The sequence below is a fragment of the Nocardia sp. FBN12 genome (assembly GCF_050320175.1).
GTDB lineage: Bacteria > Actinomycetota > Actinomycetes > Mycobacteriales > Mycobacteriaceae > Nocardia.
In genome coordinates this window covers 4,937,279-4,953,075 of the sequence record NZ_CP190048.1, presented here as the reverse complement: position 1 = coordinate 4,953,075, position 15,797 = coordinate 4,937,279, and the positions used below count along the sequence as shown (strand labels likewise).

Here is a 15,797-nt window from a genome sequence, read left to right as displayed (position 1 = left end):
TCGTTCATTCCTTTGCAACGACGAGCACGTTTACAGCGGCGAGCACAGTGATGGCGATGGACCAGGCCAGAAGCCCGGATAAGGTGGGGCCTGCCAGCGAGGCGATGCCCGCGAGGCCCTGCTGGACGAGTGCGCACCACGAGACGGCGATGGCGGCCCCGGTGGCCAGGTGACTGACGGCGTGCGCGGCGCTGTTGGGGAACAGCGTCGCCTGGCCGAAGGTCGTCGTGACATACCCGGCGAGGAAGACCGGCAACGCGATCGCCCGTGGCAGCTCGGCGGCCCACACGACGGTGATGAGCGCGCAGCCCGCGAACATGATCCAGGCGCCCTGGCGCATCATGGCGCGCGCGCCCACCTGCCGCACGCGCCGGCGCACGTAGGTCGCGCCGCCGAGATAGGCCGCACCGTAGAGGACGCCGAACAGCCCGAACACCCAGGGCGAGAGCGCGAATCGGTCGGTGAAGATGAACGCGGACTTCTGCTGGATCATCACGATGACGGCGAATCCGATACCGCCCGCGACCGCGCTGACGACGAAGACCCGGTCGGTGAAAAGGCGCCTGGCTGTGCCTTTGTCCTTCGGACCGGATTCGCGCCGGGGGAGCGCGATGCGCAGGGCGAAGGCCACCGGCACCGCGGCGAGCACCGCGAGCACGACGAATCCGTACCGCCACCCGACCGTCGAGGTGACGATGCCGCCGATCACCTGACCGCCGCCGAGCGCGACGACGAACGCCATCGACAACAGCGCGAGTTGGCGCGCGAGCTCCGCGCCGGTGAACAGGTCCTTGATCATCATCCGGCCGACGACCGCGATACCGCCCGCACCGATGGCCTGGACGACGCGCAAGCCGAGCAGTTCCGGCGCGTTGGTGATCAGCGCCAAGCCCGCGCTGGCCAGGACGAACAACAGCCCGGCCGCGACGAAGGCGGGCACCCGCCCGAACCGCTGCGCCGCCCTGCCCCACGCGACCACCGGAAGCGCGGCGAACACCACGAACACGGCCACCGACAACTGCAGAACGCTGTCACTGGCACCGATATCGGGACCGAGCGCGGGCATGCTCGGCAGATAGATGGTGGTCGCCATTTGCGCGACCGCGACCGCGACACATGCCGTTGCGACAACTGCTCGGCGTGTTGCCGCGGAAGCCGGAGTCTCGCCGGTTTCCGCTTGCACAAACAATGCACTCCCCTATGGCCGAGCGAATCGCGCGGACGCTTGATCCGGCTACTTAGATATACGGACCGGGGAAGCGGCCGAACACCGTTGTGATCGTGGTGATTTCAGCCGCAAAGACGGTGTTCGAGCATGGATTCGCGGCGAACCGGCGGCGCCGCGCGCCGGGGGCCGAGGAATTGGCACTGGCGTCGGATCGAACGCAACGGGCGTCACACACCGGGGCCGCGGGTCTGCGCGCGGCAGGTGTGGCAGGGTGGAACTGTGAACCGATTGGCCGGTGCGACCTCGCCCTATCTGCGTCAACACGCCGACAACCCCGTCCACTGGCGGGAGTGGGATGCCGACGCGCTAGCCGAGGCCGCCGAGCGGAATGTGCCGATCCTGCTGTCGATCGGGTACGCGAGTTGCCACTGGTGCCATGTGATGGCCCACGAGTCCTTCGAGGACCTCGCGACCGCCGCGCAGATGAACGCCGACTTCGTGTGCGTGAAGGTCGATCGGGAGGAGCGTCCAGATCTGGACGCGGTGTACATGAACGCCACCGTGGCCATGACCGGGCAGGGTGGTTGGCCGATGACGTGCTTCCTCACGCCCGACGGTGCGCCGTTCTACTGCGGCACCTACTACCCGAAGGCCCCGCGGTCCGGCATGCCGTCGTTCACGCAGCTGCTCAGCGCGGTGACCGAGACCTGGGTCAACCGACGCGACGACGTGGACAAGGCCGCGCGTCAGGTGACCGAGGCACTGCAGGAGCAGGCCTCGGGGCTGCCCGACGCCGAATTCACTGTTGTCCCTGAGCTTCTCGACCAGGCTGTGCTGGCGATCGCCGCTGATGAAGACGCCACGCACGGCGGATTCGGTGGGGCGCCGAAGTTTCCGCCGTCCGCGCTGCTGGAGGGACTGCTGCGGCACTGGGAGCGCACCGGCGACCAGGCGGTGTTCGACCTGGTCGAGCGCACGGCCGAGGCGATGGCGCGGGGTGGGATCTATGACCAGTTGCGCGGTGGTTTCGCGCGCTACTCGGTCGACGCGGGGTGGCTCGTACCGCACTTCGAGAAGATGCTCTACGACAATGCCGTGCTGCTGCGCGCCTACGCCCACCTGGCCCGCCGGGCTCCGGAGACTCCGCTGGAGTCGTTGCCGCACAGGGTGACTCGCGAGACGGTCGAATTCCTGCTCGGTGATCTCGGGACAGCCGAGGGTGGTTTCGCCTCGGCACTCGATGCCGACACCCACCTCGAACCGGGCGGTCCCGGTGTCGAGGGCGCTACCTACGTATGGACGCCCGCCGAGCTGATCGGCGAACTCGGCCCGCTCGATGGCATGTGGGCCGCCGATGCTTTCGGCGTCACCACCGCGGGCAATTTCGAACAGGGCACCTCGGTGCTCACCCGGCACAGCGACCCCGTCGACGTCGAGCAGTCGTCGCGCTTCGATCGACTGCGTGCCCAGCTGTTCGAGGCCCGCACGAAACGCCCACAGCCCGCCCGTGACGACAAGGTGGTCACCGCCTGGAACGGCATGGCCATCACCGCGCTCGCGGAATCCGGTGCGGCACTGGAAGAACCGTCGTGGATCGCCGCCGCGGTGCGCTGCGCCCGCTATCTGCTCGACGTCCATCTGGTCGACGGCAGGCTGCGGCGCGCCTCCCTCGACGGTGTCGCGGGGTCCCCGCCCGGCGTCCTCGAGGACTACGCCTGGTTCGTCACCGGCCTGCTCGCCCTCTACCAGGCCACCGGCGAACCGGACTGGCTCGCCGCCGCGCAGTTGTTGCTGGACAACACGATCGACCACTTCGCCGACCCCGACCGGGCCGGCAGCTGGTTCGACACCGCCGACGACGCCGAAACTCTGGTCGCCCGCCCGCGCGACCCCGTCGACGGCGCCACCCCGGCCGGCGCCTCCGCCCTGGCCGAGGCCCTCCTCACCGCCTCGGCAGTCGCCGACCCCGACCGTGCCGTCCGCTACCGCGAACTCGCCGACCACACCCTCACCCGCGGCGCGATCCTGCTGGCTCGCGCGCCCCGCACCGCGGGCAACTGGCTCTCCGTCGCCGAAGCCTCGGTCCGTGGCCCCTACCAGGTCGCGATCGCCGCCACCGAAAAGTCCTCCACCGCAATGGAACTCCTCGCTGCCGCCCGCGCCTACGCCCCTGGCGGCTCGATCATCCTCGCGGCGCCGCCGAACACCGCCCCCCTCCTCGCCGATCGCCCCCTCGTCGACGGAGCTCCCGCGGCCTACGTCTGCCGAGGATCGGTCTGCGATCTCCCGGTCACCGATCCCGTCGCCCTGACGGCCTCGCTCAGGCGGTAGGTAGCCCCGGCGTTCGCCTCACTTGCCCGGCGAGATGTCTGTCCAGGTTCGGGTTCGGCCGGGGATGCCGCGCAGCCGTAAGTCCTTGTAGCGCTTCCACTTGGCTCGCTCGGCCGGGGTAGCGGCCTGCCAGATCGCATCGCTCACCAGCACCCGCCGCGGGGCTTCCTTCGCTACCGCGGTGAGCCGGGCGGCTTCGTTCACCGCGTCGCCGATGACCGTGAACTCGAGGCGGGTGTCGGCGCCGACGTCGCCGGCGAAGACCTGGCCACGAGCCACACCGATGCCGACATCGAGTTCGCCGGTGGCCACCACCTCGTCGCGGATACGGCGGGCGGCGCGCAGGGCCGGGGTGGCGTTGTCCTGCAGGGCCGATGGGGCGCCGAAGATGCACAGGGCGGCGTCGCCCGCGAATTTGTTCACCAGGCCGCCGTTGTCCTCGGTGGCCGCGACGACCGTGGCGAGCAGGCGGTTGAGCTTGTGCACGAAGTCCTCCGGCGCCATCTCCGCCGAGAGCTGCACCGAGCCGGTGACATCGACGAACAGAGCGGAGACCATGCGCACATCGCCGGTGAGGTCGGTGCTGCCCGACAGTGCGCGCTCGGCGACCGTGGAGCCGACGTGCCTGCCGAAGACGTCCTCGGTGTGCAGCTGGTCGCGCAGGGTGGCGGCGAGTTCGTTGACGGAGTGTTCGAGCCGCCCGATCTCGCTCGCGCTGCCGACCGGCACCCGCACATCGAGTTCACCGCGGGTGATCCGGTCCAGCGCCCGGTACATCGTGCGCATCGGCGTGGCCACCGAGCGAGCGAGCAGCGCGGTGGCGAGAGCGCCGACAGCGAGCGCGACGATCGAGAACAGCCAGGCCGCGCGCACCCGGTCGGAGGCCGGCGTGGTTCGGTCGCTGAGGACCACGATGATGATCAGCCCCGGCAGTGCTCCGGATACCGCCCAGGTCACGAGTAGACGCACCAGCACGGTCGAGCTGGGGTGCACGATAGGCCCGAGCACGGCGGCGATGATAGGCACGGCAGGCCGGATCAGCCGGTCCAGGATCAGATAGATCGCGCCGGCGGCCTCCAGTCCGCCGAGGGTGAATCCGGCCAGCAGCACGGTGAGGTTGTGATATTCGGTGAAGCGGTCGACGAGGAACGCGGTCAGGATGACGCCCGGTGTCCACAGGATGATCCCGCGCACGGTGATCGCGGCGGGCAGCCGGATCAGGACCCGGGCTTCCTCCGGCGTCGGTTTGCGGTTCTCGTCGAGCCAGCGCATATACCGGCGCCGATCGTAGAGCGCGATTCCGACGCCGACGAGCAAGGCGAAAGCCGGATAGATCAGGATCAGCGGCGCTGCTTCATGCCAATCGGCGCCGACTCGCCTCGACACCCCGCCCGCCCAGCTGATCAGGAAGACGGCCGCGACGCCGACCATATTGGCGGTGATGACCACCAGCGCGAGTCCCCAATAGGACTGCAGCGCCCACCGGACCAGCCGGTTCACCACGCACGTCCGAACCCGGCGCCCGAGGACGCCCGGGCATCACGAGCTGCGCTGACGGGTGACACAACTGTCGAGCATAGAAGGCGCGCGGGTCCACGCCGCGCGCACGCGCCGTTCAGCCGAGCACGACCAGCCAGATCGCGATGTAGTGACACAGCGCAGCCACGACCGTCATGGCGTGGAAGAACTCGTGATGCCCGAAGTCTGGCCAGGGGTTCGGCCACTTGGTGGCGTACAGCACGGCCCCCACGCTGTAGATCACCCCGCCCACCGCGAGGAGCACCAGCGGCGCGACGCCCACATTGCGCAACAGCTCGGGAATCACGGGCACGATCGCCCACCCCAGCAACAGATACAGCGGCACCCCCACCCACGCGGGCGCGGTGGGCCACAACAACTTCAACGCGACCCCGGCAATGGCCCCCGCCCACACCACGATCAGCAAGACCTGCCCGGTCCGCCCAGGCAACCCGAGCAGCGCGAACGGCGTGTAACTGCCCGCGATGAACAGAAAGATCATCGAATGATCGGCCCGCTTCATCCGTACCCGAGTCCGCACACTCGCCCAGGTAACCCGGTGATACACCGCGCTCACCCCGAACAGTGCACACACCGAGACCCCATAGAGCAGCGTCGACCACCCCGCGGTCAACGACGTGAGAAACCCGAACACCACGAGCACGGTCACCGCGACAGCGGCAACCCCTACCGCCCAGGTATGAATCCAGCCGCGAAAGCGCGGCTTGATCACCGCGGCGACCTCAGTCAGAACCGTCTCCACGAAACCTCCCAAGACGAAACCTACGGTACCGTAAGTTAGCTCAAACCGTACGGCAATCCCCACCTCAACACCACAAACGTGCCCACAACCACACCCACTGATCTCGCACGAACATGGGTAACTCACCGGGCACGGGCTAACCCACCCCGCCGCGAAAGCTTGCCGCGTCGCCAACCCGCCCCGCGCCTGAGTCTGGCCAAAAATACGCGGAGAGGCGGGGGAGTAGTGTGCGAGCGTGGAGTTTCTTGGTCGGGTGCGTGGATTGCCGTACCGCATCTACGAAGCCAGGCTGTCGCAGCAGCTGGCGGACAAGCAGCACCCTCGCCACGTCGCCGTCATGTGCGACGGCAATCGCCGCTGGGCGCGCGAGAACGGGTTCACCGATGTGAGCCACGGTCATCGCGTCGGCGCGCTGAAGATCGCCGAGCTCGTCGGCTGGTGTTCGGATCAGGGCATCGAGATGGTCACCGTCTATCTGCTCTCCACCGAGAACCTGCGCCGCGATCCCGAAGAGCTGGAGACGCTGTTCGAGGTCATCACCGATGTCGTCGAGGAACTGTCCGCGCCGGAGCAGAACTGGAGCGTGCGGATCGTCGGGTCGCTCGAGGGTTTCCCCGAGCTGATCGCCAAGCGTCTTCGGGTGGCCGCCGAGCGCACGAGCGGGCGCGACGGCGTGCACGTGAATGTCGCGGTGGGGTACGGCGGACGCCAGGAGATCACCGACGCGGTGCGCTCGCTGGTGCGCCAGGAGATCGCCTCGGGCGAGTCGGGTGAGGATCTGGTGCAGTCGATTACGGTCGACGCGATCGGTAAGCACCTCTACACCTCCGGCCAGCCCGACCCGGATCTGGTGATCAGAACCTCTGGTGAGCAGCGGCTTTCGGGTTTCCTGCTGTGGCAGAGCGCCTATTCGGAGATCTGGTTCACCGAGGCCTACTGGCCGGAGTTCCGGCGCGTCGACTTCCTGCGTGCGCTAAGGGATTACGCCGCGCGCCACCGTCGTTTCGGCGTGTGATGTCGTAACGGTCGCGTACTCTGCGGTCAGTGGAACCCGAACAGCCTTCCTACATCAGCTATGAGGAATTCGGCAGGCGTTTCCTGGAATACGCCGTTTCCGAGCAGCGCATCGCCGACGCGTTCGGCCAACTCACCGGAGCTGCTTTCGATTTCGGCCCGATCGGGGTGGGGCCGGGTCGCCTTGCCAAGGTCACCGCGCAGGTGGAGCTGGGGCAGCCGCGGATTCTGCGCTTCATCGACGCCTTCATCTCGTTCGAACTGACCATTCCGCTGCATGTGGATCTGGTCCTCGATCTGGCGGTCGACCGGTCGCGTTTCCGGGTCGACGGCACGGTGCATCTGCACCTCACCGCGCGTACCGCCGATCCGTTGCGGGTGGTCATCGATATCGCCGAGCCACGTCCAGGCGATGTGCGGGTCAATGTCGCCAGCAGCTCCAAGCGCGGGGAGTTGCTGCGGGTGCTGGCCAGTGTCGACCACGAGATCCGGCGGTTCGTCGCCCGGTATGTCGCGCTGGAGATCCGCAAGCCCGAGATCGCGGCGGTCCGCAATATCGACGTGGCGACCAGGCTCGACGCGGCCTGGAAGTTGTAGCCGAGTACGCCCACCTTCGCCGGCGGCCGCGCGCGTTTTCGGGCGGCTGCGCCGACTGCGTCCGTTAGGCTCTGCGCGGGACCGGCCCGACGACACAATTGCAGGCAGGCAGGGGTGTGAGCTGTGAGAGTTGCGACGAAGGCGAGCGGGTGGCGTGCGCGGATCGCGGTGCTCGGTACGGTGCTGGCCGTCGCGGGGTGCGGTGAAGTCGATCAGCCCGCGCTGCCGCGACTGACACCGGCGGAGGAAGAAGCCGCGACGGGCTCCGTGTTCGCCTACCGCACCGATGCCGAGCTGGCGGTGGTGCGTGGCACCGAAACCGTCCGTGCGCCGGGCAGTTTCGGCTATTCGTCGGCACCGGTCACGTTCACCAGGGACGGGCAGTACGCGTTCGCCGTGGAGACCAGCAGCAAGACCCTCGTCGCGCTGGGTGTCCGGGACCGTTCGGTGACGCGCATTCCGTGTGACTGCGCCGATGCGGTGTCGTTGCGTGGCTCGGTGGTCGCCTGGTGGCGCGAACCAGGGCAGATCATGAGCATGGACCTGGCCGGTGACGAGCCGCCCGCGGCCGAACGCGAGATCGTCCTCCCGGATTCGCCGAGCCCGCTGACGGGTGGCGCGTGGGACGGCGCGAAGCTGGTCGCGGCCACCGACGAATTCGTGCTGCTGGCCAGGGTCGAATCGCGCGGCCTGTGGTGGGAGAAAAGCCACCTCTACGCCATCGGCGCCGACGCCATCCTGCCGCTCGGCCGCGTTCCCGGCATCGACGCCGGACTCTCGGCCGCCGCCGGACCCGACGGGCACACCTTCGTCCTGGCGGGGGCGACCGCGCGCAGCGCGACCTGTGGCAGCGGCAACGTGGCGACCATCGACGCCAACACCAACGGTGTCCGCTCGCTGCCGACGCTGCCGGGCGAGTGCTCGGCGGTCTACAACCCGCGGTGGAGCGCCGACGGCTCGATCACCATCGCCACCCGCAAATGGGCCGACCTCGCCGGCGCGCCGAGCATGGTCGACCGGCTGCAGTCGGCCGCGCAGGGGTGGGCGCCGATCGGGGAGTACCCGGTGGTCGACATGCTCCCGCGGGAACAGGAGTCGATCCAGGTGGTCGCCGGTGAGCCCACCGACGCGCGCGGCACACCGCACGGGGTGCTGGTAGTGCAGAAGGGCGACGCCCGTGCGGAACTCGCGCAGCGGGTCGTCTCGCTGGGTGCGCCGACGGCCGGCTGACGCGAATTCGCTGCCGCGCGAGTAGCTCAGAGCTTGCGCAGCCGCAACCTGTTGATCGTGTGGTCGGAGTCCTTGCGCAGCACCAGGGTTGCGCGCGGACGCGTCGGCAGGATGTTCTCCACCAGGTTGGGCCGGTTCGTGGAATGCCAGATATCGCGCGCGGCCGCGGTGGCCTGCTCGTCGCTGAACGCCGCGTAGTGGTGGAAGTGCGCGTCGGGGTCGGCGAAGCCGGTCTTGCGCAACGCGAGAAAGCGCTGCACATACCAGTTTTCGATATCCTCGATGCGGGCGTCGACATAGATGGAGAAGTCGAACAGGTCCGACACCATCAGTCGCGGACCGGTCTGCAGCACATTCAGTCCCTCGACGATGAGAATGTCGGGCTGACGAACACAGTGCTTCTCGTCGGGCACGATGTCGTAGGACTTGTGCGAATACACCGGCGCGCACACCTCTTCGGCGCCCGACTTCACCTCGGTGACGAACCGTAACAGCTTGCGCCGGTCGTAACTCTCGGGAAAACCCTTCCGGTGCATGATCCCGCGACGGGTGAGTTCGGCGGTGGGATAAAGGAATCCGTCGGTCGTCACGAGATCGACCCGCGGATGGTGATCCCAGCGCGCCAGCAGCGCCTGTAGCACGCGCGCGGTGGTCGACTTGCCGACCGCGACACTGCCCGCGACACCGATCACGAACGGCACCTGCTTGTCGGGATGTTTCTCCCCGAGGAAGGTGGCCGTGGCGGCGAACAATCGCTGTCGCGCCGCGACCTGCAGATGAATCAACCTGGCCAGCGGTAGGTAGACCTCGGCGACCTCCTCGAGGTCGATCTGCTCGCCGAGACCGCGCAGGCCGGTCAGTTCGTCCTCGGTCAGTACCAGCGGAGTCGACTTGCGCAGGGTGCGCCACTGGCTTCGATCGAACTCCACATAGGGGCTCGGTTCACTCATCCGTGCCACCTACCCGACCCTCCGTCCGGGCGCATCCGCACAGCTTGGCTGCCCGTCTGGTGAGATCCGGGATAACTCTGACCGCATAGCGAGATTGTGCTCCGTGCTCGCCGACCGCGCGCAACAGGGGGTTTGGCTACCGGTAGGTAACTAGCAACAATGCCGAGGTAAGGCGCGGTTTTCTGATCGACCCCGTAATGTCGCAAAGATGGGGTCACATCCACTTGTCACTGAATACCTGCGGCTCGGACTGGCTTTCGATCGGCTCGAGGAAGGGTTCGTCGACGCCTACACCGGCGATCCGCAGCTGCGTCGCGATGTCGAGAACGCGCCCGTGCCGGAGCCCGCCGAGCTGGCCCGGCGCGCTGTCGACCTGCGCGCCGCACTGCCCGATGCCGGGCTCTCGGCTCAGCGCACCGAATTCCTCGATGCCCACCTGGTGGCGATGGAGTGCTCGGCGCGCAAGTTCGCCGGCGAGGAGATCGGTTTCGTCGACGAGGTCCGCGCCTACTTCGATGTCGACATCGCGCCCGGCGACCCCGACGACTACCGCGAAGCGCACCGGCAGATGGACGAGGTGCTCGGCGGCGACGGACCGCTGGCCGAGCGTGCCGCCGCCTTCCGCCGCGGTGACGAGATCCCGCCGGACAAGCTCGCCCTCTGCGTCGAAGCGTTCTCGAGTGCGCTGCGCGAGCGGGTGCGCGACCGGTACCCGCTGCCCGATCACGAGCACGTCACCTACGAGGTCGTCGGCGACAAGCCGTGGTCCGGCTTCAACTACTACCTCGGCAATTTCGCCTCGACGGTCGCGATCAACTCCGACCTCAAACAGCACATGGGCAACCTGCCCGCGCTGATCGCGCACGAGGCCTACCCCGGCCATCACACCGAGCACTGCCGCAAGGAAGCCGGGCTGGTCGCGGCGGGCGAGGACGAGCAGACGCTGTTCCTGGTCAACACCCCGCAGTGCCTGATGGCCGAGGGCCTCGCCGACCTGGCCCTGCAGTCGATCGTCGGACCGGGCTGGGGTGTGTGGGCGCAGGAGATCTACGCCGATCTGGGGCTTCGTTTCGACGGTGAGCGGGCCGAACGCTTCTCGATCGCGTCGGCGAAACTGCTGAATGTGCGTCAGGACGCGGCGCTGCTGCTGCACGATCAGCATCGCAGCGAAGACGAGGTGGCGCTGTTTCTGCAGCGGTGGATTCTGGCGACGCCGGAGCGGGCCCGGCAGTCGTTGCGTTTTCTGTCCTCGCCGCTGTGGCGGGCCTACATCAGCACCTATGTCGAGGGTTACCGGCTACTCGGCGGCTGGCTCGACGGTGCGGCAGGCCCGCAGGATCGGGTGGAGCGGTTCGGGCGCCTGCTCGACGAACCGCTCACGCCGGGGGCGATCCGGCGGATGAGTGTGGTTACTGGATGACGACGCAGCCGCCGGGGTTGAACAGCGAGCAGAGCAAGTAGTTGATCTGCAGCAGCAGTGCCTCGATCGGGTTGGACGGTGCGATGGCCGGGGTCACGGGCAGTGCGTTCATGGCAGGTCCTTCGGTCGGGTCTAGGTGTAGATGACGCAGTTCTGGCCGCCGGACATGGTGCAGATCAGCTGCTGGATCGCCATCAGGAACGCCTCGAACGGGCCAACGGGTGCGAAGTTCATACCTGTGTCATCGGTCACCGCCGGACGGGTCGTTACGCCGAGTCCGGCTGTTCGACGGCTATCGAACCTGGTCAGACACGCTGTGACCCTGGTCTCTCCGGTGGCGGCCTCGGCGGTGTTGCGGTATCCCCGTGCTCGGCGCGTACACGGTCGGCAATAGACTCGACGGCGTGACGCAGACGACCGCTTCGGTGAATACCCAGTCTCTCGGTGAGCTCGATCCCGAGTTGGCCGCCGCGATGGCGGGCGAGCTCGCCCGCGAACGCGACACCCTCGAGATGATCGCCTCGGAGAACTTCGTGCCGCGCGCGGTCCTGCAGGCGCAGGGCTCCGTCCTCACGAACAAGTACGCCGAGGGTTACCCGGGCCGCCGCTACTACGGTGGCTGCGAGGCCGTCGACGTGGTGGAGACACTGGCTCGCGACCGTGCCAAGGAGCTGTTCGGCGCCGAATTCGCCAATGTGCAGCCGCATTCCGGCGCGCAGGCCAACGCCGCGGTGCTGATGGCGCTGATGAACCCGGGCGAGACCCTGCTCGGCCTCGACCTCGCGCACGGCGGTCACCTCACCCACGGCATGCGCCTGAACTTCTCGGGCAAGCTCTACGACGTGCACTCCTATGGTGTGTCGAAGGAAGACCACCGCATCGACATGGACGAGGTGCGCGACATCGCACTGAAGGCCAAGCCGAAGGTGATCGTCGCGGGCTGGTCGGCCTACCCGCGCCACCAGGACTTCGCGCGCTTCCGCGAGATCGCCGACGAGGTCGGTGCCTACCTGTGGGTCGACATGGCGCACTTCGCCGGCCTGGTCGCCGCCGGGCTGCACCCCTCGCCCGTGCCCTACGCCGACGTCGTCTCCTCCACCGTGCACAAGACCCTCGGCGGCCCCCGCTCCGGCCTGATCCTGGCCAAGCAGGAGTTCGCCAAGAAGCTCAACTCCGCGGTCTTCCCCGGCCAGCAGGGCGGCCCGCTCATGCACGTGATCGCCGCCAAGGCCGCCGCGTTCAAGATCGCCGCCACCGAGGAGTTCGCCGACCGTCAGGTGCGCACCCTCTCGGGTTCGCGCATCCTCGCCGAGCGTCTCACCGGCGCCGACGTGAAGGACAAGGGCATCTCGGTCCTCACCGGCGGCACCGACGTGCACCTGGTCCTGGTCGACCTGCGCAATTCCGAGATCGACGGCCAGCAGGGCGAAGACCTCCTCCACGAGGTCGGCATCACCGTCAACCGCAACGCCGTCCCGTTCGACCCGCGCCCCCCGATGGTCACCTCGGGCCTGCGCATCGGCACCGCCGCCCTGGCCACCCGCGGCTTCGGCGACACCGAATTCACCGAGGTTGCCGACATCATCGCCGCTACCCTCGCGGGCACTTCGGACACCGAAACCCTGCGCGGCCGGGTGTCCCGGCTGGCCCAGAGCGTCCCGCTCTATCAGGGTCTCGAGGACTGGCGCCTGCTCGGCTGAGGCTGTTCGGACTCGCGAATCGCCCTGGTCGACCGGCAACTCGGTCAGCCAGGGCGATTCGCCATTTCGCTAGGAGCCGCTGCCGGACAGCAGTTCTGGCAGCGTGATCAGCAGCAACTCCGCCAACGGCGAACTGCAACCCGCGGCGTTGCACCCTTCGTCGGTGGACCCGAGGACGGGGCCGTCGATCGGGGTCGCCACGCTGAGAGCAGCGGAAGCTGTTGTCGCGGTGGCGAAATGGGCAGGAGCGAGTACCGCGGCGGTGAAAGCTACGGCGGCGATGGTGCGTTTCATCTGATCCTCACTGAACGGCGGTCCCCGACCACATCGGTGTGAACGCTAACAGCGCGGAACGCGGCGGATAAGACCCCGATCATCGGGGCGCGGCGGTCCCGTCCCGGTCAGCGTGGCGCGACGACAGGGGACGTGGAGTGCGATTGTCGGAACACACAAAGTTCGCGGGAATGGTATACGGGGCTACTGAAATACGGCATGGTCAGTCCGTATGGGATATCGACGTGAGCTTGCGCGCGAGGTCGGCGGGGAGGTGCATGCGTTCGAGTTGCTGTCCGAGGCCGAGGCCAAGGAGGTGATCGAACTGTTCCGGGCCGCGCGGGCCAATGAGGTGCGGGCGCTGCGCCGGGCCATCGATGCCGCGCTCACCGCGATGCCGGGGCCGTTGCGCAAGGTTACTCGCAAGATCATCTTCGGCAGCTGATGATCGAGACCGAGCTGGAAGCTCAGACACAACTCGTGGTGCTCGCGCGCACGCTGCAGGTGCCGCCGCAGCATCTCGCGCCACTGGCTCGCCTCGGTGCCGTGCACCTTTCGGCGATGCAGCAGCAGATTCTGCGCGCGTTGCACGCCGAACACGCCGACACGTTCCGGCGGATCGCGCCGGTCGTGCCGATCTTTCCGGTCGGGCTCGGGGTCGCGCTGTTCGAGCGGGTGGTGCCGCCCGTGCTCGCGGCCAGATTTCTCGGGGCGGTCGGGGTCAAGCATCCCGTGAAGTGCGCGCAGGCGCTGTGCGCGGTCGATGCCGTCTACGCGGCCGACGGCGCACCGTTCCTCGACCCGAATGTCTTCGAGCAGCTGATGCGATACGGCAAGCCGGAGCCGATCACCCGCATCATCAACGAGCTACTGCGCAGGCGCGACTACGTGACGGCGGCGCGATTCCTCTCGGTGGTGGACGAACCGCTGATCGCGGCATTGGAACAGACCGTCCTCGACGACGCGGGCCTGGTCTTCACCGCCGCCTACGCCTATCCGGCGCACACCCTGAGCCGGATCGTCCGGCAATTGCTGGCGGGCCCGCGCCAGCGGGTGCCGGGCATGCTCCAGACGGTCCTGGCCGGACCGCCCGCCCTGCATCACGCGATGCTCGCGTTGTTCTGCAAGGTCGCCCCCGACATCGCGGGCACTCTCGGTGACATCTTCTTCGGTCGCGGGACCGTGCACGAGGTGGGCCGATTCCTGCTCACGGCCGTCAACCGCAACGCGTCGCCCGCTCTGCTCACCGTCATCGGCCGACTCGATCCCGTTGCCCTGTGGGCACTTTCGACCAACCCGCAATTCGCCGACACCGACGTGCTCGGCGCCCTGGTGCGCTCGCTGGACGGCAAGGACGAAGCCGACCCGTGGCGCGGCCTGTTCGCCCTCTCCGCTCGCCTGAGCGAACCGGCCCGCCGTCACATCGCCGCCACTCTCGCCGAACTCGACGAAACCTCGGTCGCCGCCCTCCCCGCGCACGCCACCGACGCCACCTACTGGCCCGCCCTCCTGCAACTCCTCGCCGAATCCGAACCGGCCGCCCAGTCCCGCGTCGCCACGATCTGGTCGCACCTGCCGCCCGAATCGCAAGCGGGCATCGAACGCCACATCCACGAAAACCGCTACGACACGCGCCTGAGCCGCATCACCGACGCCCTCACCACCGTCACCGCCGAAGAAGTCTTCTTCCGCCGCCGCAGGCAGATCCGCCAACGAGGAGAAGACCACTTCGCGTCCTGGTGAGCTGAGGCCTCAGAGCCGGTGTGGCCGGCGCTGCACGAGCGGGCGCAAGGTGCGCCCGACCTGGTCGATGACGCCGGGTTCGTGACCGTTGGCGATCAGGTTGACGATGACGCCGTCGATGCCGTAGTCGAGGACACGGGCTTGGATCTGTTCGGCGACCTCGTCCGGGGTGCCGACGAACTGCCGGTCGGCGACGCTGGCCCGGCGTTCGGCTTCGGTCATGGTCGACAGGTCGACGCCGAGACGGGACAGCATGTCGGACTGGGTCTTCCGGGCGCGGTCGCCGTCTTCGTCGACGATGGTCAGCGCGAGGAAGCTGGTTTCGAGGGTGGCGGGGTCGCGACCCGCTTCGGCGCAACGCTGGTGCAGTGCATCGAGTTTGCGGGGGAGTTCGGAGGCGTTGCAGATGATGTTGAGGTGATCGGCGAAGCGGGCTGCCATGCCGAAGGTCTTCTTCTCGCCGCCACCGCCGAGCAGAATCGGCAGGTCGTCGCGGATGCGAGGCTCGTTCATCGCGTTCTCGGTGTGGTACCACTTGCCGTCGAGGGTGGAGCGCTGCCCGCGCAGCATCGGCGTGATGATCTGCAACGCCTCGTCGAGCCGCTCGAATCGTTCGGTGAACGTGCCGAATTCGAACCCGTACTGCTGGTGCTCCAGCTCGAACCACCCCGCCCCGATCCCGAGCACCGCTCGACCACCACTCACCACATCGAGCGTGGTGACAGTCTTGGCGAGCAGCGCCGGGTTCCGATACGTATTGCCGGTGACCAAGGCCGACAACTGAATTCGCTCGGTCGCGGTAGCCAGACCCGAGAGCGCCGAGTAAGCCTCGAGCATCGGCTCCTCGGGCTCACCGATCAACGGCAACTGGTAGAAGTGATCCATCACGAAAGCCGCATCGAACCCCGCCCCCTCCGCCTCCCTGGCCTGCGCGATCACCGCGGGAAACAGCTCGCGCACCGAGGACGTGTTGCTGAAGTTGGGCATCTGATAACCGAGTCGAATGCTCATGTCATCGACGTTAGAGCTTGGAGTGCACTCCAAGTCAAGAGGTCGAGAATTACCAGCCGAGATTGCGCGCGCATGCAGC

The 15,797-nt window shown here is 67.8% G+C and carries 15 protein-coding genes; 8 read left to right on the top strand and 7 right to left on the bottom strand.

Going from position 1 to position 15,797, the window contains the following annotated elements:
* Positions 1-4 precede the first annotated feature (4 nt).
* Entirely contained in the window at positions 5-1,183 is a 1,179-nt protein-coding gene (locus ACQHI0_RS23495) for an MFS transporter (protein ID WP_427903990.1), read from the bottom strand.
* Between the two features lie 264 nt (positions 1,184-1,447).
* On the opposite strand from ACQHI0_RS23495, the gene ACQHI0_RS23490 reads away from it, so the two are divergent.
* Positions 1,448-3,499, top strand: a complete 2,052-nt coding sequence (locus ACQHI0_RS23490; RefSeq protein ID WP_427903989.1) for a thioredoxin domain-containing protein — start codon at positions 1,448-1,450, stop codon at positions 3,497-3,499.
* A gap of 18 nt (positions 3,500-3,517) precedes the next feature.
* On the opposite strand, the gene ACQHI0_RS23485 is transcribed toward ACQHI0_RS23490, so the two are convergent.
* Positions 3,518-4,999 (bottom strand): adenylate/guanylate cyclase domain-containing protein, encoded by a 1,482-nt coding sequence (locus tag ACQHI0_RS23485; protein WP_427903988.1) that lies wholly within the window; start codon positions 4,997-4,999, stop codon positions 3,518-3,520.
* Positions 5,000-5,114: 115 nt separating this feature from the next.
* Positions 5,115-5,780 carry a PAQR family membrane homeostasis protein TrhA gene (gene trhA / locus ACQHI0_RS23480; protein WP_427903987.1) on the bottom strand — a complete coding sequence of 222 codons (666 nt, stop codon included), beginning with the start codon at positions 5,778-5,780 and terminating at the stop codon, positions 5,115-5,117.
* A gap of 235 nt (positions 5,781-6,015) precedes the next feature.
* Between trhA and ACQHI0_RS23475 the strand changes: the two genes are divergently transcribed.
* The 3 genes from ACQHI0_RS23475 (at position 6,016) to ACQHI0_RS23465 (ending at position 8,621) form a co-directional block, all read left to right on the top strand.
* Entirely contained in the window at positions 6,016-6,795 is a 780-nt protein-coding gene (locus tag ACQHI0_RS23475; RefSeq protein ID WP_427903986.1) for an isoprenyl transferase, read from the top strand.
* A 29-nt stretch (positions 6,796-6,824) separates the two neighbouring features.
* Entirely contained in the window at positions 6,825-7,391 is a 567-nt protein-coding gene (locus ACQHI0_RS23470; protein ID WP_427903985.1) for a hypothetical protein, read from the top strand.
* 123 nt (positions 7,392-7,514) lie between these two features.
* Positions 7,515-8,621 (top strand): hypothetical protein, encoded by a 1,107-nt coding sequence (locus ACQHI0_RS23465; protein ID WP_427903984.1) that lies wholly within the window; start codon positions 7,515-7,517, stop codon positions 8,619-8,621.
* Positions 8,622-8,647: 26 nt separating this feature from the next.
* Here the strand turns inward: ACQHI0_RS23465 and coaA are convergent, their stop codons facing one another.
* Positions 8,648-9,580, bottom strand: a complete 933-nt coding sequence (gene coaA / locus ACQHI0_RS23460; protein WP_266293057.1) for a type I pantothenate kinase — start codon at positions 9,578-9,580, stop codon at positions 8,648-8,650.
* Positions 9,581-9,779: 199 nt separating this feature from the next.
* On the opposite strand from coaA, the gene ACQHI0_RS23455 reads away from it, so the two are divergent.
* Positions 9,780-10,991, top strand: coding sequence for a DUF885 domain-containing protein (locus ACQHI0_RS23455; protein WP_427903983.1), 1,212 nt, complete (start codon positions 9,780-9,782; stop codon positions 10,989-10,991).
* Here the strand turns inward: ACQHI0_RS23455 and ACQHI0_RS23450 are convergent.
* A complete protein-coding gene (locus ACQHI0_RS23450) occupies positions 10,981-11,103 on the bottom strand; it encodes a hypothetical protein (protein WP_427903982.1) in 123 nt (40 codons plus the stop codon). The genes ACQHI0_RS23455 and ACQHI0_RS23450 overlap by 11 nt on opposite strands.
* Positions 11,104-11,395: 292 nt before the next feature.
* Between ACQHI0_RS23450 and glyA the strand changes: the two genes are divergently transcribed.
* Positions 11,396-12,691: a serine hydroxymethyltransferase gene (glyA, locus tag ACQHI0_RS23445; protein WP_427903981.1), complete on the top strand. Its 1,296-nt coding sequence runs from the start codon at positions 11,396-11,398 to the stop codon at positions 12,689-12,691.
* 69 nt (positions 12,692-12,760) lie between these two features.
* Here glyA and ACQHI0_RS23440 read toward each other — a convergent pair whose 3' ends face one another.
* A complete protein-coding gene (locus ACQHI0_RS23440) occupies positions 12,761-12,985 on the bottom strand; it encodes a hypothetical protein (RefSeq protein WP_427903980.1) in 225 nt (74 codons plus the stop codon).
* Positions 12,986-13,196: 211 nt separating this feature from the next.
* On the opposite strand from ACQHI0_RS23440, the gene ACQHI0_RS23435 reads away from it, so the two are divergent.
* Positions 13,197-13,409 carry a hypothetical protein gene (locus ACQHI0_RS23435; protein WP_266293049.1) on the top strand — a complete coding sequence of 71 codons (213 nt, stop codon included), beginning with the start codon at positions 13,197-13,199 and terminating at the stop codon, positions 13,407-13,409.
* Positions 13,409-14,707, top strand: a complete 1,299-nt coding sequence (locus ACQHI0_RS23430) for a hypothetical protein (protein ID WP_427903979.1) — start codon at positions 13,409-13,411, stop codon at positions 14,705-14,707. Before ACQHI0_RS23435 ends, ACQHI0_RS23430 begins: the two co-directional genes overlap by 1 nt.
* Positions 14,708-14,716: 9 nt before the next feature.
* Here ACQHI0_RS23430 and ACQHI0_RS23425 read toward each other — a convergent pair whose 3' ends face one another.
* Entirely contained in the window at positions 14,717-15,718 is a 1,002-nt protein-coding gene (locus tag ACQHI0_RS23425) for an LLM class F420-dependent oxidoreductase (RefSeq protein ID WP_427903978.1), read from the bottom strand.
* Positions 15,719-15,797: the final 79 nt, after the last annotated feature.

Coding starts and splice junctions, on each gene's coding strand:
- ACQHI0_RS23455 (WP_427903983.1), top strand. CDS start 9,780: ATGGGGTCACATCCACTTGTCACTGAATACCTGCGGCTCGGACTGGCT.
- ACQHI0_RS23425 (WP_427903978.1), bottom strand. CDS start 15,718: ATGAGCATTCGACTCGGTTATCAGATGCCCAACTTCAGCAACACGTCC.
- ACQHI0_RS23430 (WP_427903979.1), top strand. CDS start 13,409: ATGATCGAGACCGAGCTGGAAGCTCAGACACAACTCGTGGTGCTCGCG.
- ACQHI0_RS23435 (WP_266293049.1), top strand. CDS start 13,197: ATGGGATATCGACGTGAGCTTGCGCGCGAGGTCGGCGGGGAGGTGCAT.
- ACQHI0_RS23440 (WP_427903980.1), bottom strand. CDS start 12,985: ATGAAACGCACCATCGCCGCCGTAGCTTTCACCGCCGCGGTACTCGCT.
- ACQHI0_RS23450 (WP_427903982.1), bottom strand. CDS start 11,103: ATGAACGCACTGCCCGTGACCCCGGCCATCGCACCGTCCAACCCGATC.